This window comes from Halalkalicoccus sp. CGA53, from assembly GCF_036429475.1.
Taxonomy (GTDB): domain Archaea; phylum Halobacteriota; class Halobacteria; order Halobacteriales; family Halalkalicoccaceae; genus Natronorarus; species Natronorarus salvus.
In genome coordinates, this window is record NZ_CP144125.1 from 3,112,528 (window position 1) to 3,134,100 (window position 21,573).

Sequence of the window (21,573 nt, forward strand, 5' to 3'; positions counted from 1 at the left end):
GCGAACTCGGGGGAATGGGCCGTCGGCTTCGCCGCGGTAGGGAGCTGCCGGGGCCGTTCAGTCGTCGGTCGAGTGACGGGGAACGACGCCGTGTGCGTCGAACGTCATCGCGGGTTCCTCTCGGAGCGTCTCGGGGTCGTACTCGCCGTCAATTAGGCCCTCGAATCGTTCCTCGAGGCGGTCGGCCGCGAGCAGGTCCGAGATACTGACGTAGAAGGCGCCCCGTTCAAGGAACTCCCGCGCGCTCGTCCTGTCCTTTGTCCGGACGATCACGTCGATCCTGTCTGCAAACGAGACCAGGTGCTCGTTCACCGGACGCGAGTCGGCCGTCGAGATCACCATTCGCGCGTCGGTCAGTCCGGCCTTCTCGATGGTGACCCGTTCGATGAGGTCGCCGTAGACGTAGGCCTCGCAGTCCCGTTGGAGGTCCTCGATCAGCGCCGGGTTGCTCTCGATCACGACGTACGGCTGGCCGTGCTCTTCACATACCTCGACGAGCCGGCGGCCGTGGCGGCCGTAGCCGACGATTACGATGTGGTCGGCGAGGTTTTCGGGGACCGAACTCCACCGCTCGACGGTCTTCCCGTGATCGCCCAACAGGCCGTACTCCGCGAGCGTACGGTAGACACGCTCGTCGTAGTAGCGGGTGAAACTGGAGGTCACGAGTGTGATCGCGGCCGCGAGGATGATCGCGTCGAAGACCGGCCCCACCAGGACACCCAGGAAGAGGGCCTGAATGGCGATTATTAGGGCGAACTCCCCGACCTGATCGAGGTTGAACGCCGTCAGCGTCGCCGTTCGCCGCTCGTACCCCTTGTACATGAGCAGGACGATCGTGATTGCCGGTTTGACGATCCCTGCCAGAACCACGAGTACGAGGGTCTTCAGGACCACGTCGACCGTCGGCAGGGCCACCAAGGAGCCGACCGTGATGAAGAAAACCGCGGCGAAGAAGTCGTTCACCGACTCCAGGCCGTTGGTCATACCCGAGTACTCGACTGGGTCGTGATGGACGGCGATGCCCGCCGCGAAGGCGCCCACCACGATCGGGATTCCCACGAACTCGGCCGCTCCGAGAAACACGACCAACAACGCGACCGTTCCGATGAGCATCGGCTCGTCGGCCCCGCCGGAGAACCGACCGATCGCGCCGAAGAGGTGTCGGTTGATCACGGCCGCGAGCAACAGGAGTATGACGCCGTAGCCGATCTGATTCGCGATCGGGTCGAGGACGAACGTGCCCGCGCTCACGACCAGCAGCAAGAGAAGTCCCGCGAAGTCCTGCACGGAGTGGATCGACTCCGAGAGCTGGTCGTGGACGAGGTCCTGCTCCCCGGCCAGGAAAAGTGTCGATCCGACGATCGACGACGACAGCGCCGCCGTGATTCCCAGGAAGATCGCTTGGTCGTCTTGGAGACCCAACAGCAAGCCGGCTCCGTACCCCAAAGCCCCGGTGACCGCCAGCTGACCGAGCGCGACGACCTCGGTATCGGCGACCACGGTCTCTACGTCCGTCGTCTGAATTCTGGCGGCGAACGTGAACACGAGGAGGGCGATACCCAGCTGAGCGATCTCAAGCTTGAGCGTTTGGTCGATGAACGGACTGGCGGCCAGCCCGGCGACGATCAGCGCCGGGGCGGTCGGAAGCCGGAGGAAGTTACCGATCAAGAGAAACGGCCCGGCGACGATGAAGATGATCGCGAGGACGGTCAGGAGCTCGGTCATCGGAGTCGCCCCCATTCGGGCCGTGTCGTCGGGAACAGCTCGTTCGACCGCAAGATATCTATGTCCGCCATCCGAGCGTCCTCGAACTCATCCGGATCCGTCAGGTACGATTCGAGGTAGCGGCCCAGCTGGTCAGCCGAGAGCTGTGGCGCCATGACGACGAAGTCGGCCCCCCGGTCGTAGAGGTCGTCCGCCTCCTGGGGCCACTCGGCCTCGACGAACACCCTGGCGTCCTCTTTGACCTCGTTGAGGAGTACCTGATTGACATCGGTCTGGACCGACGAGGAGAACACGAAGTCGGCGTAGGCGACCCCCGCCTCCTTGCGGATCTTCCCGTACTTAACGTCCCCGAAGACCGCGTGGTATCCGGCCTCCTCGATCGCTTCGATCTCCTCGGCGTTCCGATCGATCACGACGATCTCGTCGTATCGCTCCTCCAGGAGGAGTATCGCCCGCCGTGCGATCTCGTCGAACCCGACGACGACGACGTGATCGTGGTAGCCGTCCGGCCCGTCGTGTCCCCCCTCGTCGCTCTCCCACCTGCCGAGCATCGGTCTCGCGCGCTCGAAAAGCGCCGAGTTGTAGTTGATGACGTACACCGAGATGGCCATCGTCAACAGTGCAACGAGGGTGAGAAAGCCGAGGATGCCCTCGCCGATGAACCCGCCGGCGACCGCTACGGTGCCCACGATCAGGCCGAACTCGCTGACCTGGATCATGTTGACGCTGCCGAGGAACGTCGTCTCCAGTTCGAAGCCCTGCCAGTCGAGCAGGGCGAAGAAGATCACGAACTTGGCCGGCATGAGGACGAGCGCCGCGATCACCGCCTCCTGCCAGTACGTGAGCAGCGCGGCGGCGTCGAGCTCGAGGCTCACCGAGACGAAGAAGACGAGGATAAACAGATCCGTGAGTGGGCTGACCCTCGCCTGGAGTTCCTTGCTGTACGGCATCTGTGCGATGGCGATCCCGGCGAGGAACGCCCCCATCTCGATCGAGAGGTCGAGCTCCTGGGAGACGTAGAGGAAGAGAAACACCCAAGAGATGGCCATCAGGAAGAAGACCTGTGTGTCCCCCGCGATTCGCTCGAAGATCGGGGGCAGTACGTATCTCGAGGAGAGGATCGCGACGATCCCGATGATCGCGACGAGGACGAGCACCGTCCCGAGGGTTACCAGGACTTCGACTGCGCTATCGGGTTGGCCGGCGGCCAAGATGGCCAGCAGGATCACGACGACGATGTCCTGCATCAGCAGGATCCCGATGTCGATCTTCCCGTGGAGCGAAGTGGCAGTACCCTTGTCGGTCAGCATCTTGATAATCACGGCGGTGGAGCTGTACATCACGGCCAGCCCGATCAGGATCGACTCCCAGAGCCCGAACCCGAGGAGAAGTGCCGTCCCAGTACCCACAACCGCGACGAGCGCCATCTGGGGGAGCGAGATCTTGACGATCGGCGTGATGACGTGCCTGATCTCATCGATACGCATCTTGATCCCGAGCAGAAATAAAAGAAAGGCCAGCCCGAGTTCTGCCATCGTCTCGGTCAGCGCTCCCGGCTCGACGATCCCGAAGACCGCCGGACCGAGGAGCAACCCCGTTACGATGTAGGCGATGATCGTCGGCTGGCCCGTTCGGGTCGCGAGGAATCCCATGACGGCCGCGGCGACGATGATGACCGCGAAGTTCGTCGCCAGGGCGATCTCGGCTACTTCGGTCACCATCTATATGACACCACTTGGACTAGGTCGGCAAATAAAGCATTGCGCTGCCTACCCCGCCGTTCGTAGCCCCAACGATGGGGCCTGCGTCATCTTTGTCAGTGCTGTACGGTTTCCGGCCTACATCGTTCCGGAACGTATACCCATGCATCCGGGACGATCGCGGGTGAACTACCCACCTGGAGCCGGTAGTGGGCAAAGGGATATGACGGTGTAGCGTACATCCGCGCCTATCCCGTTCGACATCAAGGAGGCCCACTTCCCCGGCGTCGGGAAACGGTACGAGGTGTACCTCGACGAACAGCGGAGTAACGCGGTGCTCATCGAGCCGACGGGTATACGTAAGGTCTACTGTCGCGAGGGCTCGGCCGAAGACTACGAAGAACAGTTCACGTTGACGGACTCGCAGGTGCTTACGCTCGGACTTCTGCTGGTCGGCGCGTACTACCAGCCGATCGCCGGGCAGATCAGCGAGGAGACGGCAGGCGGGGAACACATCAGGTGGTACTCCGTCACCGAGGACTCAGGACTCGCCGGAAGCCCGAAGGACGAGGTAGTGATCGAGGAGGAGACGGAAACGGTACTGTTCGGACTCGAACGTGACGGGGAGGTCAGGTGGGTCGTCGAGGACGACGTCGTCTTCGATATCGGCGATTGTCTCATCGTCATCGGCTCGGACGATGCACACCAGCAACTGGAGTTGCTCTTAGAGAGCCTCTAGGTGTCAATTGCTCGGTCGCGAATCCGGTCCGGCACCGGGGTCGACGCGGCTCCATTGTCGTATCCACCTGTTTCATTCTCGTGCCCTTCCCGCCGACAGTGAGCGAATCCGAGCTGGAACGTCCGCATTCAGACGATCGATCGTATCACGATCTCCAGAACGCCCGCGTGAACAGCACGAGCACCGGGATCACTTCGATCCGGCCGATCCACATCAGAAAAATCATCACGACTTTCGTCCCCGTCGGAAACACCTCGTAGGTGCCGAACGGGCCGGCGACGCCGAAGGCGGGCCCGATGTTGAGGAAGGTCGCCGCCGCCGCGCCCATCGCCTCGAACTCCGAGAGCGCGAGTCCGACCCGCGCCGCATCGGAGACGACGAAAATCGTCGCAAGGAAGAAGATGACGATGTTAATCAGCGCGAAGGCGTAGATGTCCCGGATCGTCTCCTCGTCGACGACGTTCCCACCGAGTCTGATCGGGCGGATCGCCTCGGGGTGGATTGCGGTGAAGAGGTCGCGTCTGAACGACTTTAGGACGACGAGCCACCGGAGTGCCTTGATCGAGCAGGTGGTGCTGCCGGCCATACCACCTAGGAACATACAGAGGAAGAGCATGTGTTTCGCCCCCGCGGTCCAGACGTCGAAGTCGGCGTTTGCGTAGCCCGTGGTCGTGACGATCGAGACGACGTTGAAGACTGCGTGGCGGACCGTCGGTTCGAGGCCTTCCTGGTACTCCGCGTCGGCGACGAGCAACAGCGCCGTCGCGACACCAAAGAACGCGAGCGTGCCGAGGTAAAAGCGGAACTCCTCGCTCGCGAGCAGCCGTTCCCAGTTTCCCTTGAGCGCGAAGTAGATCAGGACGAAGTTCGTCGCGCCGACGATCATGAACAGAACCGTCACCCACTGAACCGCTGGCGAGAACGCCGCGAGGCTCAGGGGTTCGGGTGAGAAGCCCGCAGTCGCGATCGTCGTAAAGGGGTGGGCCACGGCGTTGTAGAGGCCCATGTTCGGTGCCATCCCCACGAGGTGCAGCGCGTATAGTGCGGCGACGTTTGCGAGCGTGAGTCCGAGGTAGAGCCCTCCGAGGATGCGTGCGGTCTGGGAGATCCGCGGTTTCAGCCGGTTGACGTCCCGCGTCTGTGTCTCCGACTCCATCAGCTGTGCCCCACCGACGCCCAGCTCCGAGAGGATCATCGTCGCGAGCACGAGGATCCCTAACCCGCCGAGCCACTGGAGCACCTGCCGCCACATGAGGATCGACCGGGAGTGGTCGTCGAAATCCAGCAGGACGGTCGCACCGGTCGTCGTCACGCCGCTCATCGACTCGAACAACGCGTTCACCGGTCCCGCGATCGATCCCTCGCCGGCGACGAGAAACGGGAGCGAGCCGACCAGAGGTACCGAGAACCAGGTGATTGCAACCATGAGAAACGCCTCCCTCGGACCGAATCCGTCGCGTCTGTCGGTGAGCGACCCGAGGGCGAAGCCGAGCGCGAGACAGACGACGATCGTCACGAGGAACGGAGTTGGGTTCTCGCCGTAGACGAGTGCTACGACGAGTGGGATCAGAAGCGGCACGCTGAGCCACGTGAGTACCGTCCCCAGGAGGGCGACGCTGATTTTCCACTCGACGTTGGTCTTCATGTGTTCGGTTCGTTCGTCTCACCGTCGCCGCGAGCGTGTAGGTAGTTTCCGCCTCGGCGGCTGTCGTTTGGGGCCTCGGGAGGGTGAACACGGACTGTACCGACGGCGATCGGAGACATCGCTACTGCTCGAGGTCGTCCGTTCTCATAGTCGTCATGTGGCCCCGTTCGCAGATCAGAACGATCTCTTCGGTTTCAGCGCTTCCAATTCGGGCACTGATCAGGGCCGTACAGTCTGGCTCCGGACAGCACGATGAGTCGTCCACAGGCATGTTAAGTACTCGAGTATCGGTTCTCGATCGTCTTTATGAGTCGATCTTCTCTATCGTCTTCACTCTTGTGTTCTCGCCCCCGTTACGGACGCATGCGAGTGCCCGTTCCTCCCGATCCGGAACCGGGCAACGAGGTGCTCGTTGGCGCCCTCTTCGGGGGCTGCCTGTTCGGCATCGACCCGTTCGTCGTGGGAGTCGTTCGTCGTGTATTCCGGCTCAAACGAAATACCCCGTCTAGGTTGCTGCTCCGATATCGCGAGGAGGAGAGTGCTGATAGGGATCATCGTAGCCAACCGGATCTCTCGGGCGCACACGTCACCGGTGTCGTTCGATTCGCGATCGAGGAAGGATGAACTCCTCCGATGATCCCTATGAGACGTACGCAACAGGGATGGGGCTCTCACTCGCTCCCGAGGAACGCGTCGATCGTCTCCTCGCTCACGCCCCCCCGCGAGAACACCGTCACGATGTCGTCCGGGCGGATCTCCGTCTCGCCGCGCGGGGTCAACACGCTGCCGTCTCGTTCGATCGCGATGACGAGCGTCTCCTCGTCGAGAAACCCCTCCGAACCCGCGTCCTCCAGCCTGACACCGGCGAGCGGGGCGTCGGTCCGTACCGTCACCTCGATGACCTCCGATCCGCCGGCGAGGCTGATGAAATCGGCGAGCGTCTTCGCGGTCCCGCCCTCCTCGGGCCCGAACGGCTCGTAGGGGTAGAACGCCTCGTTCTGGACGAGCACCTCGTCCTCGATCTCGATACCGAGTTCGGAGAGCGAGCGGCCGATCCGACGGAGGTCGGCCGTGTTCTCTCCCACCGCGAGGACGTGGAGGTTCATCCGCCCGCCCATCAGTTCGCGCACGTTGACCACGCCGTCGATCGTCCGCACCCGTCCGGCGACCGTCTCGCGGTCGGCGAACGGGGCGTTACACATGAAGAGGTTCGTGAGCCGTCTGTCCGTCCGCTCGAAGTCGACGTCGGCGTGGTAGCCACGGATCACCCCGGCGGCCTCGAGCTGGTTGATCCGGTTCCGGATCGTCCCGGCGGAGACGTTCACCTCCTCGGCGACCATCGGGGCGGAGGTGTTGCGCGCGTCAGCCATAAGTGCGTAGATGATGCGTCGGTCGATTTCGTCGAGCCGGTAGTCGGCGTCCGCGTCCGTGGTGCTCATGTCACGGGCGTCGCCGTCGAACCAGTTAACCCCCGGTGGTTACGAAATCGGTCCGACGATTTCACGTCGCGTTCAGAACCAGCGAGGGTGGCCGCGTCGTCATCAGCGGGTTGGGCAGAGAACACCCCACCACCGTCTTTGGAACGTGGAGGAAACCGAACCGGACGAGGGAGGACGAACCCCACACCACGGGCATTCGAATAGGCGCTCGTCGAACCTTCGGGTGCGTGATCGGACGGACGGGGTGGCCGTCACCCGAAAACGCATAACGGTCGGGGTGAACGGTACCGTAGATGAGGATGGCAGGGGACGCCCGCAGGGCTCGCGGGAGACCCGCTCCGGACGACCGGAGGTCGTGAGCCCGGGATGGTCGACGCCCTCACGGTCGGCCTGCTCGTCGTCGCGATCTGTGCGAGCTTCTTCGCCGCGTGGACGATCGGCGCCGGCTCGACCGGCTCGACGCCCTTCGCGCCCGCGGTGGGGGCGAACGCGATCTCGATCATGCGGGCGACGCTCGTCGTCGGGATCCTCGGGTTCGCCGGCGCGGTGCTCCAGGGCGCGGCGGTCACCGAGACGATCGGGGCGGGACTGATCCGGGGGGTGTCGCTCTCGCCGCTCGGCGCGACCGTCGCGCTCACGATCGGGGCGATCTGCATCGCCGCGGGCGTCTTCAAGGGGTATCCGATCGCGACCGCGTTCGCCATCTCGGGCAGCGTCGTCGGGGTCGGGCTCGCGATGGGCGGCGACCCCGCGTGGGGGACGTACACGGAGATCATCGCCTACTGGATCGTGACGCCGATCGCGGTCACGCCCGCCGCGTACGCGACGACGAAGCTCCTCCGGAGCGACCGCGTCCGCGAGAGCGTCTCCGCCGGCGTTCTCGCGGCGGTCGTCGGCGCCGTGATCGCGAACATGGAGTTCCTCGTCCTCGGACCGCCCGGCGAGGAGGCGTCGATCGCGACCGTCGTCTCGGGCACCCTTCCGGGAACGCCGTTCGTCGGCCAGGCGGCCGTCACGTTGTTCATCGCCGGTGGGTTCGCCGCGGTGGTCGCGCGGGCGACCGAGAACGACCCCGTCCGGGCCCAGCGACGGTTCCTGCTCTCGCTCGGCGCGATCCTCGCGTTCACCGCCGGCGGGGGGAAGGTCGGGCTCGCCGTCGGGCCGCTGGTGCCGCTGCTCGGGGAGGTCTCGGCGTCGATCTCGATCGGACCCGTGCTGGTCTTCGGGGGGGTCGGCCTCCTCCTCGGGACGTGGATGGCCGCCAGCCGGATGGTGAAGGCGCTCTCACAGGACTACTCCGACCTCGGGCCGCGACGGTCGATCGGGATCCTCATCCCCTCGTTCGTCATCGCCCAGATCGGGATCTTCTACGGGCTCCCGATGGCGTTCAACCAGATCTTCATCAGCGCCATCGCCGGGACCGGCCTGGCGGTCGGGAGCGCCGGGGTCAGCCGGGAGAAATTCCTCTACACTGCCCTCGCCTGGGTCGCGTCGCTGGTCCTCTCGCTCGGCGTCGGCTACGGGCTCTACCTCGGTGCCAGCACACTGCTCGGCGTGCAGTGACGCCGACGTCACGATCCCGGTGCTCGTGGCCGCTCCGTCGACGCCCGATCCCGGTATGCGGGCGGATCGGTCCGCGAAAGGACTATACTGCACGTTACCGTCTCACACGATAGCTATGGCCCTTCCGTCCCCACGAGGGACCGACGACGACCCGGGTACCGGGCTTCGAGCGGTCGCACCCCACCGATCTCCCGCGGCAAGAGAGCTCCGTAGGGCCTCCGGTCGGGACGGTCGCACTCGATGCGCGAACCGAACGACGACGGTGGGACGATGAACGGGGAGCGACCGGAGGTGCTCGTCGCGGTCGGCAACCCCGACCACGTCGAACAGCTCACCAGGACCGCCGGGGACATCGCACGGGTCAGGGAGGCGGGGATTCGGATCGTCACCGTGGTGGTCAAATCCAGCACGTCGCCGGTGAGCATGTTCACCGACGAGACGATCGTCCAGGAGTACTCGGGCGACCGACGAAAGTTCCTCGAACGGGCGAAAGCGACCGCCCCGAACGACATCCCGGTCGAGGGGGAGATCGTCGTGGCGCGCTCGGCCGCCCGGGGAATCCTCCAGGCGATCGACGAGGCGGAGGCGGAGGCGCTCGTGATCGGCTGGCAGGAACGGACCAGCAGGCGGGACGCGATCCTCGGGACGACCGTCGACGCGATCATAGAGCGCTCCCCGTGTGACGTCTACGTCGAACACGTGGGCCGGGTCGCCCGAAGCGTCGAGACCGTGCTCCTGCCGGTCGCGGGCGGCCCGCACGTCCGGCCCGCCGCGTCCGTGGCGAAGGCGATCGCCGCCGCGAACGACGCGACGGTGGTCGTCGTCTCGGTCGCGAGCCCGGACGACGCGGAGGAGGCGAGCGAGTCGATCGCCGCCGCGAGCGACGCCCTCGTCGAGGCGAGCGGGCCCTCGGTCGATATCGAGACGGAACTCGTCGAGTCGGGGGACGTCGAGGACGCCCTGGTCGACCTCGCGCAGTCACACGACGTGATCGTCTTCGGCACGACCCGCCACGGCGCGCTCCGCCGGCGACTCGTCGGCTCGATCCCACGACGGGTCACCGAACGGACCGACCGGACGGTGATCCTCGCACGCGCCGCGGAGGGGGCGGTCCGAAGGCGTCTCACGAGCCTCTTCGGTCAAGTACGGAGGTAACGATCCCCCCACTCGCTGCGGATCGACTCCGGAGGGTCAGTCGCGGTCGGCGACCGGGAACGAGATCACCGGACAGCGGTCGTTGGTGACGAGACGGTAGGCGACGTCCCCGCCGAGCAGCGCCGCGATCCGCGATCCCTCGCGGGGCGTGATCCCGACAGCGCTCGCGTCGATCTCGACCGCCGTATCGACGATCGTCTCGACGACGTCCGTGCCGTACCGGAGTTCCGACACGACGTCGATGTCCCGCTCGCTCAGTCGGGTGTGCATCGCCTCAAAGGCCTTGTCGGCCTCCTCCTCACGCATCTCAACCGGCGCCTTGTCGGGCGCGCCCCCGGCCTTCTCGACGACGTGGAGTACGACGACCTCGTCTCCCGTGTGGAGGTAGGGCGAGACGGCGTCGGCCGTCGCTCGCGCGTCCTCCTCGTTCGCCACGGGGAGGACGACCCGTTCGAGGAGTTCGCGGTTCATCGCCGTCCACCGTCGGCGTCGAGCGATCTCGTGGTCGACAGCGCAGCCTGCGAACCGGTCGTCCAGACGGACTGGGGGGTCATCGTACGCACGGGTAAGCGAGCGAGGGTAAAGAACTCCCGCCTCCGGTCACCGGATCCAGTCACTGTGATCCCCCGCTTCCGCCCGGCGGACTCACCGCTCGAAGAGCACGCGATCGATGACCGGCTCGAGGAACGTCGACCGGCGGGTGCGCCGTGAGTGGACGAGCAGGACGGGCTGGTCGAGTCGCGTCGCGATCCGATCCGAACGCTGGCTGAACAGGAGGTCGGGCAGCCGTCTGTGGGTGACCGTCGTGAGCATCACGAGGTCAGCGCCGGCCAGTTCGGCCACGAGCTCGTCGACCTCGCCGGACCGGAGGATCGTCCCCTCGACCGGGACCTCACACCGGTCGTCGAGCTCGTCGTGGTACGCCCGGATCGTCTCCTCGGCCCGGTCGGAGGCGTCCCCGGCGGCGTAGACGAACCTGAGACGGGCGCCGGCTGCGCTCGCGATCGCATCGGCGAGTTCGACCTTCAGCGGATCGTTGAACGGGCTCCGGTCCGTGACGATCGCGATCTCCTCGATCGACTCGAGCGCGCCCTCCTGGACGAAGACGATGTCACAGGGGGTGTGCTCCATGATCCAGTCGGTGTCGCGTCCGAAGAGCGTTCTGAGTCGACTGACCGGATCTGCGCGCGTGATGAGGAGGTCGACGCCGGCCCGTTCGGCGTAGTTGACGACCGCGTGTTTCGTGTCGTGGCTGACGATCTCGCCGACCGCGACGTCCACGTCGAGGTCGGCGACCAGCTCGTCGGTCCGGCGCTCGAACTCGACGTCCGCGGCCGACTGCTCGGTCGCCCACTCCAGAGGCACCTGGTCGGGAACCTCGTCGAACCGGACGATCCGGATCCTGCTCTCCCGGGTGCGTGCGATCGGGGCCGCGAGCTGGAGCAGTCGGTTCTCCTCGAGCAGGCTCGCGTCGCGTCTGAGCGCGATCATCACCTCCTCGCCCTCCTCCGAACCGGCGAGCTGGCGTTCGGTCTCGCGGACGAACTTTCGGCCCGCCTCGCGGCGGACGGCGTCGACGGCGACCCCCTCGCGGTCGACCCGGTCGCTCGCGTACCAGAGGTACCAGCCCGTCCCGAGCACGGTGATCCCGACCGCGCCGACCAGCGGCAGGGTGTCCATCTGTGAGATGACGTAGACGCCCGAGACGATCCCGAACAGCTGGAGCCAGGGGTACGCCGGCGATTCGAAACTGGGATCGTACCACTCGACGTTCCGCTCGCGGAACGCGATCAGCGCGGCGCAGACGAGCACGTAGACGAGGATCTGAAACGCGCCGGCTGTCTTCGCGATCTCCTCGACCGGGAGCGCGACGATGATGAACAGCATCGCCCCGCCGGTGGCGAGGATGGCGATCGTCGGGGTGCTGAACCTCGGGTGGACGTAGGCGAACCCTTTGGGAAGGAGCTCGTCCCGGCTGAGCGCGAGCGGGTAGCGCGAGGCGGTGAGGATACCCGCGTTCGCCGTCGAGACCAGCGCCAGCACCGCGGCGACCACGATCGCTGCCACCGCCGGGGCGCCGAGGCCGGGGATCGGCTCGACCGCGTCCGCCATCGGCACGTTCGTCCCGGCGAGCTGGACAGGGTCGATCGTTCCGACGAGCACGAAGACGATCAGTGCGTACAACAGCGCGGTCGAACAGAGCGAGAGCAACAGCCCGAGCGGGAGGTTCCGACCCGGGTCCTCGATCTCCTCGGCGACCGCCGCGATCTTCGTGACGCCGGCGTAGGAGACCAGTACCATCGTCGTCGCGCCGACGAGTCCGGAGTAGCCCGCGGTAAAGAAGGGCTCGTACCGGGGGCTCTGCACGTGGGTGATGCTGAGCGCGACGAACGCGGAGAGGATGATCACCATCACGACGACCATCAGCGACTGGAGCCGCCCGGTCTGTTTGACGCCGATCAGGTTGACGCCGATCAGCGCGGTACCGAGAACGACGGCGGCGGCGGCGTGACTCGGCAGCCAGAACAGCAGGTCGAGGTAGAACATCCCGCCGACGAGCGCGAGTGCGCCCTTGAACATCAGCATCAGCCAGGTTCCAAGACCGGCGATCGTCCCCGCCACGGGGCCCATTCCGCGTTCGATGAAGACGTAGTCGCCGCCGGCCTCCGGCATTGCGGTCCCGAGTTCCGCGATGCTGATCGCCGCCGGGACGACGAGCAGGCCGGCGACGAGGAACGCGAGGATCACCGCCGGGCCGGCCTCGGCCATCGCGAGCCCCGGGAGAATGAAGATCCCGCTGCCGATCATCGCCCCCATGCTGATGGCGATCACCGGGACGAGACCGAGGTCGCGCTCAAGGTCCTTGGTCATTATCACCCTGACCGAGAGCCCGTGATTTAACCGGTTCGGTCCACTCCGGCTGGCCGATACACGTCCCCCTCCGCCCCGGGCGTCGCGCGCCCGGCGATCGCGCTCTCGTTCGTCGTCGACGGGGTCATCGCGCTGTTGACCACGACGACGACGAGAGTCTCGGCGAGTTCGTCCTCCGGGGTGTGTGACCGCCTGGAGGGAGACGGTCTCGACACGTAATCCATCGACTGGGCACAGGAGCGGTCCGAGGCCCGACGACGAGCCAGGTGAGCGAGGAGTTGAGCCACACGGGTCTCGTCGTTCGGGGCGCGTGAGCCGCGCGTCCTGACCCCCGAGGGTTCTCGTCGCCGGTCAGCGTCGTCTCGTCGAGCCGTCGTTCGGAGAGGAAGACGGGATCAGTCGTCGCTCGCGGTCGCCCCTTCGGAGGTGCCGCTGCCGAACAGCCGCTCGCGAATCGTACGTCCGGACGGTCGTTCGGCGAGTAGCACCGAACACTCGACCTCGTCGACGACGTCGAAGACGAGCGAGCCGCGGACCAGCCGCGAGAGCAGCCCACGCTCGGTCGCGCCGATAATCACCAGCGTCCGACCCGCGGCGGCCCGGGCGATCGCACCCTCGACGTCGCCGGAGTCGTCGATCAGGATCTCCGCGTTCGGCAGGCCGTGCTCCTCAGCCCATCCGCCGAGGAAGGCGTGGCCCCGGGCTCGTTCGTCCTCGCCGTCGACGACGTGCAACAGCGCGACCTCCGCGCCGACCTGGTCGCGGAGGACGGCGGCGACCTCCGCAGAGAGTTCTGAGTCCGGCCCGCCCGCCGTCGGGACGAGTACTCTATCGGTGGCGAACCCGCGGTCCTTGAGGATGAGGAAGTCACACGGCAGGTCGTGGGTGAGCTCGTCGATCGGTCGCTGGGCAGTCCCCACCGCCCACGGCCGGTCCACACCCCAGCCCATGACGACCCGATCGGCGTCGAACCGGCGGGCGGCGTCGAAGACCTCCTCGAACGAGCGATGCGAGACGACGGTCGTCGTCTCGACGGGGACGCCGAGCGTCTCGGCCTCCCGTTCGGCGCGCTCGAGCAGTTTCCCGGACTCGGCGTCGATCCGGTCTATATGTTCCGCGCCCCGGTCGAGCGGGATCTGATCGGGCACCTGGACGATGTGGACCGCGTGGACGACCCCGTCGTTGGCCTTCGCGATGGTGGCCGCGAGCGAGAGGAGCACGCCCTCGGTTCGGGGGTTCGAGATCGGCACCATCACGCGGTGTTCGCGCGAGACGTCCGGCTGCGCGACCTCGGCGGCGGTCACGGCGGCGTCGGGCAGTTCGTCCGCCCGTGAGAGGACGTACTCGCCGAGTATCCCCTCGTGGAGCGTGTGTTTCCGGGCGTAGAGGAAGTACCAGGCGAGCGCGGCGACGACGAACAGGACGCTGAGGAGGATCTCCGCCGTCGCCATGAAGCCGATCAGCCCGATCGAGAGCACCGCGCCGAGGATCGGCGTGAGCGGGTAGAGCGGCACCGTGAAGTCTGGGTCGTACTCCGGGAGGTCGGCCTGTCGGAAGACGATCAGCGCGACGTTCGTGAGCGCGTAGACGATCAGGTGGAGGACGCTCGCCGCCTGCGCGAGGATCGCGAGGTCGCGGCCGAGCGCGGCGATAAAGAGGACGATCATCGATCCCGTCACGAGGATCGAGCGATAGGGGGTCGCGAACTTGGGGTGGATCTCGTTGAGCCAGTCGGTGACGATCTTGTCCCGGCCCATCGCGAAGTTGATCCGGGCCGACGAGAGGATCGAGGCGTTCGCGGAGGAGGCGGTCGCGAGCAACGCGCCAAGCGTCATCACGGTCGCCGCCGCGGTCGCGATCGCGGCGGGGAACGCCACCTCGGCGGCCTGTGCGACCGGCGCGTCGAGGTCGAGGTCGGGCCACGGGACGACACCGAGCATCACGGTGACGAGGATCGCGTACAGCACCGTGACGAACCCGACGCTCCCGAGCACCGCGAGCGGGAGGTTCCGCCCGGGGTTCTTCAGTTCCTCGGCGACGGTCGCGATCTTCGCGTAGCCCAGAAACGAGACGAAGACGAGCGCCGTTGCGGGGAGGATCGCGCCGTAGCCCTCGGCCGTCGGTGCCCAGCCCCCGTCGCCGACGAGCGTCGCGTAGTCGAACGCGAGCCAGCCGGCGAGCGCGAACACCGTGAGGATCCCGAGCAAGATCAAGACGATCACCGTCTGGATCCCGCCGGTCTCCTTCGCACCGATGTAGTTCACGCCGACGAAGATCACCCCGGCGATCAGCGCGCCGACCTGGATGTCGTTGAGAAAGAGGATCGAGGGCAGCGGGGCGAGCGTCGCGAGGTACTGGCCGAAGCCGATACAGTAGAAGGCGCTCGCGAACGCCAGGCCCATCCAGTCGCCGAGGCCGGCGATCGACCCGAAGGAGGGGCCCAGCGAACGGTTGATCCAGTAGTACGCGCCGCCGGCTTTCGGCATCGCGGTGCCGAGTTCGCTCACCGCGAACGCGTTGATGAACGCGATCATGCCGCCGATCACGAACGAGGCGACGACGACCGGGCCGGCCTCCTGGGCGGCGATCCCCGGGAGGACGAAGATCCCCGCGCCGACCATCGTCCCGATCCCGATCGTCAGCGCCGAGAGCAGCCCGAGGTCCTTCGCGAGTTCCGCGTCCTCAGCCACCTTCGGCCTCCCGTTCCGGGATCACGATGACCGGGCGGTCGGTGTCGTTTACGAGCGAGGGCATCACCTCGCCGGAGAGCATCTTCATCCATCGGCTCGCGCCACGCGGGGTCACGACGATCGAGGTCGCGCTGGCGTCCTCGGCGACCGCTAGGATCGCGCGTGCGACATCGGTGTCGTAGACGACCCGGGTCTCGACCGGGACGTCGGAGTCGGCGAACGCCGCCTCGACGGTCGCGAATATCTCGTCGGCCCGCATCCGGGCCTGTTCGACCGGCACCTTGTCGGGAGCGCCGCCTGCCTTCTCGATGACGTGGACCACGAGCACGTGATCGGAGGTCCCGTCGAGGTAGGGACGGACCGCCCTCCCGGTCGCCTCGGCGTCCCTCGGGCTCGCGAGGGGGAGTACTACCGTCTCGGTGAACGTTCTGACCATGGGGAGAACTCGATTACCGGGACGCACCGCGTCGATCGTTCGGAGGGCGAGCCGGGTCGTCGGTCCTGCCGGTCGCTGCGTCCATACTGGGGCAATCGTCCATCGGGCCATAAGCGGTTCGGTTCGTCGACTTCCCGCACGATCGACGGATATCCATCGTGTTCGATCGTGTGTTTTCTGACGTCCAGCAGGATCTCGTCACCTTGCTGGACGAATGGACGAATCAGTCGTCGCCGGCGGCCGCTCGCTCCGACGGCGCGGCTCGCCCGAGGATCCGTTCGCGAATCGTACGTCCGGACGGTCGTTCGGCGAGTAGCACCGAACACTCGACCTCGTCGACGACGTCGAAGACGAGCGAGCCGCGGACCAGCCGCGAGAGCAGCCCACGCTCGGTCGCGCCGATAATCACCAGCGTCCGGTCCTCCGCCTCGCGTTCGATCGCGCCCTCGACGTCGCCGGAGTCGTCGATCAGGATCTCTGCGTTCGGCAGGCCGTGCTCCTCGGCCCACCCGCCGAGGAAGGCGTATCCGCCGGCGCGCGCGTCCTCACCCTCGACGACGTGGAGGAGGCTGATCTCCGCGCCGACCCGGTCGCGGAGGTACCGTGCGACCTCCGCCGAGAGGTCCGAGTCCGGTCCCCCCGCGGTCGGCACGAGCACCCGTCGGGTGTCGAGACCGCGGTCCTTGAGGATGAGGAAGTCACACGGCAGGTCGTGGGTGAGCTCGTCGATCGGTCGCTGGGCGGTGCCCGCCTCCCACGGCCTGTTCGCGCCCCAGCCCATCACCACGGTATCGGCGTCGTGACGCCTGGCCGTGTCGAAGACCTCCTCGAACGAGCGATGCGAGACGACGGTCGTCGTCTCGACCGGTACCCCGAGGGTGTCGGCCTCCTCCCGCGCGCGCTCAAGTAGTTTGCCTGACTCGGCGTCGATCCGCTCGATATGTTCCGCGCCCCGATCCAGTGGGATCTGATCGGGCACCTGGACGATGTGAACCGCGTCGACGATCCCTTCGTTCGCCTTCGCGATCACGCTCGCCAGCGAGAGCAGGTCGCCCTCGGTTCGCGGGTTCGAGATTGGCACGAGGACCCGGTATGGTTTCGCGCGGTCGGGTTGGGTGGCCTCGGCAGCGGTGACGGCGGCGTCGGGCATCCGCTCGGGACGCGAGAGGACGTACTCGCTCAGGACCCCCTCGCGCTCGGTGCGCGAGCGGGCGTAGCCGAGGTACCAGAGGACGGCGAGGCCGACGAACAGCGCACAGAGCAGGACGACGACCGGGTCGATGAACGCGATCAGTGCGAACGAGAACACCGCGCCGAGGATCGGCGTGATCGGGTAGAGCGGGATGGTGAAGTCGGGGTCGTAGCCTGCCGGCTCCGCCTCGCGGAAGACGATCAGCGCGAGGTTCAGTAGGCCGTAGACGACCAGGTGCAGCACGCTCCCCGCGGTCGCGAGCAGCTCCAGGTTCCCCACCACGATGAACACCAGGATCAGCGCGCCGGTGACCCCGATCGATCGGTAGGGCGTCCCGAACCGCTCGTGGATCTCGTTCAGTGCCGGCGAGACGATCCCGTCTCTGCCCATCGCGAAGTTGATCCGCGACGACGAGAGAATCGACGCGTTCGCCGACGACGCCGTCGCGAGCAACCCGCCTATGAGCATCGCGACCGCACCGATCGGCCCGATGAGCACGCTCGCCACCTGGACGACGGCCGTGTCGTTGCCGGCGACGAGCTCGTTCGGGACCGCCCCGAGGACCGCGAGCAGCACCAGCGCGTAGATAGCGGTGACGATGACGACGCTCCCAACGACCGCGATAGGGAGGTTCCGTCCCGGGTCCTTGATCTCCTCAGCGACGGACGTGATCTGGACGAAGCCGAGATACGAGACGAACACCAGCCCGGTGACCGGCAAGAGCGCGCCGAAGCCCTCCGGTGCGATCGGCCGGAGCGTCTGGAGGTCGGCGTTCAACATGCCGAAGAGCGTGAACACGACGAGGATTCCGAGTAGTGTGAACACGATGACGTTCTGGAGCCGGCCGGTCTCCTTCGCGCCGATATAGTTGACCGCGATGAAGAAGGCGGCGCCCAGCAGCGCGATTACCTTCGGACCGGTAAGCACGAACGGTCCGACCGCGAGCCCCGGCACGGCGAGGAACTCAGCGACGTACTGGCCGAAGCCGAACATGTAGAACGCCGAGGCGAACGTGAGCCCGATCCAGTTGCCCCAGCCGGCGATCGACCCGAACAACGGGCCGAGCCCCCGGTTGACGTAGAAGTACGCGCCGCCGGCTTTCGGCATCGCGGTGCCGAGTTCGCTCGCCGACAGCGCGGTGAACAGCGCGATGAACCCGCCGAGGACGAACGCGCCGGCCGCGAGCGGCCCTGCCTCCGCGACTGCCGCGCCAGGGAGGACGAAGATCCCCGCGCCGACCATCGTCCCGATCCCGATCGTCAGCGCCGAGAGCAGCCCGAGGTCCTTCGCGAGTTCCGCGTCCTCAGCCATCACTCGATCCTCCGATCGCGGTCGAACGTCTCGGGGACGATCGGATAGTCACAGTTCGTCTACGTTCTGCGGTCCCCTTAGTTCGACCGAAACGGTTCCCGTACACGACGGCCGGATAGCGGGGAGTACTGCCGTTACTAAACGACCAAGACCGGCACGCAAACTTCGCAAATCACCCCCTCGCTGACACCCTTAACAAGCATTCGGTTCGATCACGATCCAGTCGACGCCGTTTTTTTGCCCCCGCGTACGCGAGGATCACGCACGCCGACGCCGGACCTTCCGCTATCAACACCCTCAATCTCGGTGCCGCGCTGCCGTGATTGCTCGCGCGCTTGTTCGAGCATGCGCCCGCACCTCGTCTACTCGAACTCCTCGTCGGCATCTGGGGGACCCGACGGTCATCACCCTGTAGCTTTCGATATTCGTCGTCTCCGCGACGTGGGAGGCGGTGATAGGGATCATCGTAACCAACAGGATCTCTCAGGCGCACGTATCACCACGCCGTTCGATCCGTGATGGTGGAATTATATGCTTCTACGATGACCCCTATTAGTAACGTCTTGGTGGAATAACTACTGGTAGTAGTATCGATGGGAATTTGAGTAATGATTCTCGAGCTATCGACGGCCTCGCTCGATCCGGCTTCCGAAGACACATGGTGTCGGTGGTGAGTGGTTCGCTTGGTGCCCGTTCCTTGCCGACGACCGCCGATCGAGAAGTCTACTCAACGATAACAAAACCACCCACAGCGCCAGATTCCGACCGAATGGGTGCCGATCACATCGGGTGAAGGATGAGAGCCCGTGATACCGAGAACCCCTGACACCACCCACCGCCGACACCGTCTGTCTACGGAGAGCTCACCTCCGACCCGTCTCGAGTAGGTTCACCAGGGATCTCAGCGTCCGCCGGGAGATAGAGCCGGCGTTCTTTGTACTGGAGTCCGTCTTTCCGACGCGACTCGAGCCGATCGAAGAGACGACCCTCAGTGAACGATTTTAACTCCTCAATCGTCCTGCCCGCGAGCTTCTGTGAGTACGATCGATCGACACCTAATTCACGGAGCCGTATCCACCGTGCGAGTTCGCCCGCGTCGAGATACGACCCCACCCCGTTTCGACCGGGTTTCCAGAGACCGGTTTCGCGCTCTCGCTCGCGCCAGACCTCCGCCGCCAATCGAACCGGCTTCGAACTCGCCGTCGACCGAAGCGTCTCCTCGTCCATACGTGCAAGTCGTTGAATTGGTAGGAGATCCCCCTCGCGAAGAATGTGGGAGCCGCTATTGGAGAGAGGGTCAATGCCGCCTGGAAGCCGACAGTACGACTCGTCCGCGTCAGGACGAACCTGTTCAAGGGAATCGCCATCGACGTCGAGTAGCCCGAGGTTCGGTTCGACGGTCTCCCACCGAAGATAGGCGTGTTTCTCGAATTCTCGGGATTGGAGTTCGGCGATCATCTCGCGCGTGAGCGTCGTCCTGTTCCGAAGGGCCTTAAGAAGCGCTTCATGTTCAGAGAGGCGTTCTTCGAGGTCCACAATCCGTTCGTCTCGACACTGGATGCTCCGAGCGAGGTCCCGCGTCTTGGATTCAAGCCGATCGAGGCGGTCTGTGAGTCGATCCAGTTCCAGGTCGGGGGCCCCGTCGTGACACCCCCGTTCGACGGCTTCACCGTCAGGCCTCATCTCGTAGAGGTCTCCTTCGTGCTCGAGAGTTCTCCAACACACCGTCGAATTGTCGGATGAAGTTCCGACCGTTCGGATGGCACCGTCCCCAGCGTTAGATGGTCGTGGACCGTCGGAGCGGAGAACACAAGCGCATTGGTCTGTGTCGTTGCGTCAGATCTGCTCGTGATCCGCCCCGCTGTTATGAGATACTCCCCCGGGTGGGTCATCGATCGGATCGAATCGGAGCCACAGGACCGGCATCGAACGGTCTTGATTGCCCAGATCTCGGTCCAATGTGGTCTGTACGCGAGAACGACGATATTTTTTCCCTCGCTTAGGACATACCGACAGCCGGGACAGGAGATGGTCTCTGCGATCGACAGCGGATAGCCATCGAGTACCTGCTTGGGGTCGGCTACAACGCAGCTTCGAGAACTAACCAGTGCTGAGTCCGCTTCTGCCCGTTCGTTCCGCTTGAGAAACGTCGGACAGTCGTGCTCATCGATTCTCTCTTCGAGTCCGATCGCGCCACACAGCGGACACTCCCGGAGACGTTCGTTCTCAACCATTCGTTCGCTCCAGGTTGGTCACTGAAGCCGGGATCGAGACGTCACAGAGTGCTCGATAGACGTCAAAGTCCAATAACTTATCCTCGAGCAGTGACTTTCGGATCACTCTGCGCGCGGCATCAAGCGGCCGGGTACGATCCTCGTAGTTCGTAGGCGATACAGCGACAGCCTCATTTGTCGGTAGCGTCGATTGACTCATGCTTCTGCATCCCAGAAGCCCGAGGTCGGGTGTTAGAGCACCCGGCCAGAAACCGATTCTAGCGTTCTCGGGTTCCAGTCTATAGCAAGGCGGCCAATGTACTTGTATATTACTATTCGTAAACCACGTTTAGGTGTTACTAACAATAGATTACACTTCACAGCGTAATGAATAGGGGCTTGTGAGCGTAACCAGAAAATCAGTGCTCAAGCCTGAGGATTTAAACAACACCGACGAATCGCTACTTAATATCCTTCAAGAGGGGCGTGTGACGCCGACCTACGCAGCTGAAGAAATGGGTGTATCCCGTGAGTATGCCAGCGATCGATTGAAACGGCTTACCGAGCATGGTCATGTCGAGAAAATAGCGCCGGGACTATACGAACTCACAAGTGATCCACGCAACGTAGGCGACGAGTTCAACAATGCGAGAGACAGCGAGGTTAACGAGTTCACAGAGACCGTCGAAATTAAGAAGCAGGAGATCCGGCGTCTTCGGGAACAGAGTGCCGAGCACGAATGCCTCTCCGATATAAAAGTGGTTCTATCCCACATTAAAGACGAACTGCATAGCGAGACGAGCAGTCATGACCGAATTATGACGCTTGTAGAGGAGGCACAAACAGCGGTCGATGATGCGCTCTCCAGTGAACTATGAGTGCAGAGGGATCAGA

The 21,573-nt window shown here is 65.0% G+C and carries 16 protein-coding genes; 6 read left to right on the plus strand and 10 right to left on the minus strand.

What is annotated here, in order from left to right; all coding sequences use genetic code 11:
* Positions 1-57: 57 nt before the first annotated feature.
* Both V2L32_RS17940 and V2L32_RS17945 read right to left on the minus strand, forming a co-directional pair.
* Entirely contained in the window at positions 58-1,725 is a 1,668-nt protein-coding gene (locus V2L32_RS17940) for a cation:proton antiporter (RefSeq protein WP_331233921.1), read from the minus strand.
* Positions 1,722-3,446 (minus strand): cation:proton antiporter, encoded by a 1,725-nt coding sequence (locus V2L32_RS17945; RefSeq protein WP_331233922.1) that lies wholly within the window; start codon positions 3,444-3,446, stop codon positions 1,722-1,724. The genes V2L32_RS17940 and V2L32_RS17945 overlap by 4 nt, the downstream gene beginning before the upstream one ends.
* A gap of 283 nt (positions 3,447-3,729) precedes the next feature.
* Here V2L32_RS17945 and V2L32_RS17950 point away from each other — a divergent pair, with 283 nt between their 5' ends.
* Complete coding sequence (locus V2L32_RS17950) at positions 3,730-4,164, plus strand: hypothetical protein (RefSeq protein ID WP_331233923.1); 435 nt, start codon at positions 3,730-3,732, stop codon at positions 4,162-4,164.
* Positions 4,165-4,309: 145 nt separating this feature from the next.
* On the opposite strand, the gene V2L32_RS17955 is transcribed toward V2L32_RS17950, so the two are convergent.
* On the minus strand, positions 4,310-5,809 hold the full coding sequence (locus tag V2L32_RS17955; RefSeq protein WP_331233924.1) for a TrkH family potassium uptake protein: 1,500 nt from the start codon (positions 5,807-5,809) through the stop codon (positions 4,310-4,312).
* A gap of 369 nt (positions 5,810-6,178) precedes the next feature.
* On the opposite strand from V2L32_RS17955, the gene V2L32_RS17960 reads away from it, so the two are divergent.
* A complete protein-coding gene (locus tag V2L32_RS17960; RefSeq protein WP_331233925.1) occupies positions 6,179-6,433 on the plus strand; it encodes a hypothetical protein in 255 nt (84 codons plus the stop codon).
* A gap of 47 nt (positions 6,434-6,480) precedes the next feature.
* On the opposite strand, the gene V2L32_RS17965 is transcribed toward V2L32_RS17960, so the two are convergent.
* A complete protein-coding gene (locus V2L32_RS17965; protein ID WP_331233926.1) occupies positions 6,481-7,248 on the minus strand; it encodes an Lrp/AsnC family transcriptional regulator in 768 nt (255 codons plus the stop codon).
* A 366-nt stretch (positions 7,249-7,614) separates the two neighbouring features.
* Between V2L32_RS17965 and V2L32_RS17970 the strand changes: the two genes are divergently transcribed.
* Positions 7,615-8,811, plus strand: a complete 1,197-nt coding sequence (locus V2L32_RS17970; RefSeq protein ID WP_331233927.1) for an inorganic phosphate transporter — start codon at positions 7,615-7,617, stop codon at positions 8,809-8,811.
* Positions 8,812-9,051: 240 nt separating this feature from the next.
* Positions 9,052-9,966: a universal stress protein gene (locus V2L32_RS17975; protein ID WP_331233929.1), complete on the plus strand. Its 915-nt coding sequence runs from the start codon at positions 9,052-9,054 to the stop codon at positions 9,964-9,966.
* 36 nt (positions 9,967-10,002) lie between these two features.
* Here V2L32_RS17975 and V2L32_RS17980 read toward each other — a convergent pair whose 3' ends face one another.
* From V2L32_RS17980 to V2L32_RS18005, 6 genes are all read right to left on the minus strand, one after another.
* A complete protein-coding gene (locus V2L32_RS17980; RefSeq protein ID WP_331233930.1) occupies positions 10,003-10,437 on the minus strand; it encodes a universal stress protein in 435 nt (144 codons plus the stop codon).
* A 174-nt stretch (positions 10,438-10,611) separates the two neighbouring features.
* A complete protein-coding gene (locus V2L32_RS17985; RefSeq protein ID WP_331233931.1) occupies positions 10,612-12,837 on the minus strand; it encodes a universal stress protein in 2,226 nt (741 codons plus the stop codon).
* A 395-nt stretch (positions 12,838-13,232) separates the two neighbouring features.
* Positions 13,233-15,527 carry an amino acid permease gene (locus V2L32_RS17990; protein WP_331233932.1) on the minus strand — a complete coding sequence of 765 codons (2,295 nt, stop codon included), beginning with the start codon at positions 15,525-15,527 and terminating at the stop codon, positions 13,233-13,235.
* Positions 15,520-15,963, minus strand: coding sequence for a universal stress protein (locus tag V2L32_RS17995; protein ID WP_331233933.1), 444 nt, complete (start codon positions 15,961-15,963; stop codon positions 15,520-15,522). Before V2L32_RS17995 ends, V2L32_RS17990 begins: the two co-directional genes overlap by 8 nt.
* 223 nt (positions 15,964-16,186) lie before the next feature.
* Entirely contained in the window at positions 16,187-18,466 is a 2,280-nt protein-coding gene (locus V2L32_RS18000) for an amino acid permease (protein ID WP_331233934.1), read from the minus strand.
* Between the two features lie 852 nt (positions 18,467-19,318).
* Positions 19,319-19,693 (minus strand): hypothetical protein, encoded by a 375-nt coding sequence (locus V2L32_RS18005; RefSeq protein WP_331233935.1) that lies wholly within the window; start codon positions 19,691-19,693, stop codon positions 19,319-19,321.
* A gap of 192 nt (positions 19,694-19,885) precedes the next feature.
* On the opposite strand from V2L32_RS18005, the gene V2L32_RS18010 reads away from it, so the two are divergent.
* Both V2L32_RS18010 and V2L32_RS18015 read left to right on the plus strand, forming a co-directional pair.
* Positions 19,886-20,209, plus strand: coding sequence for a hypothetical protein (locus V2L32_RS18010; protein WP_331233937.1), 324 nt, complete (start codon positions 19,886-19,888; stop codon positions 20,207-20,209).
* Positions 20,210-21,080: 871 nt separating this feature from the next.
* Entirely contained in the window at positions 21,081-21,557 is a 477-nt protein-coding gene (locus V2L32_RS18015; RefSeq protein ID WP_331233938.1) for an Lrp/AsnC family transcriptional regulator, read from the plus strand.
* Positions 21,558-21,573: the final 16 nt, after the last annotated feature.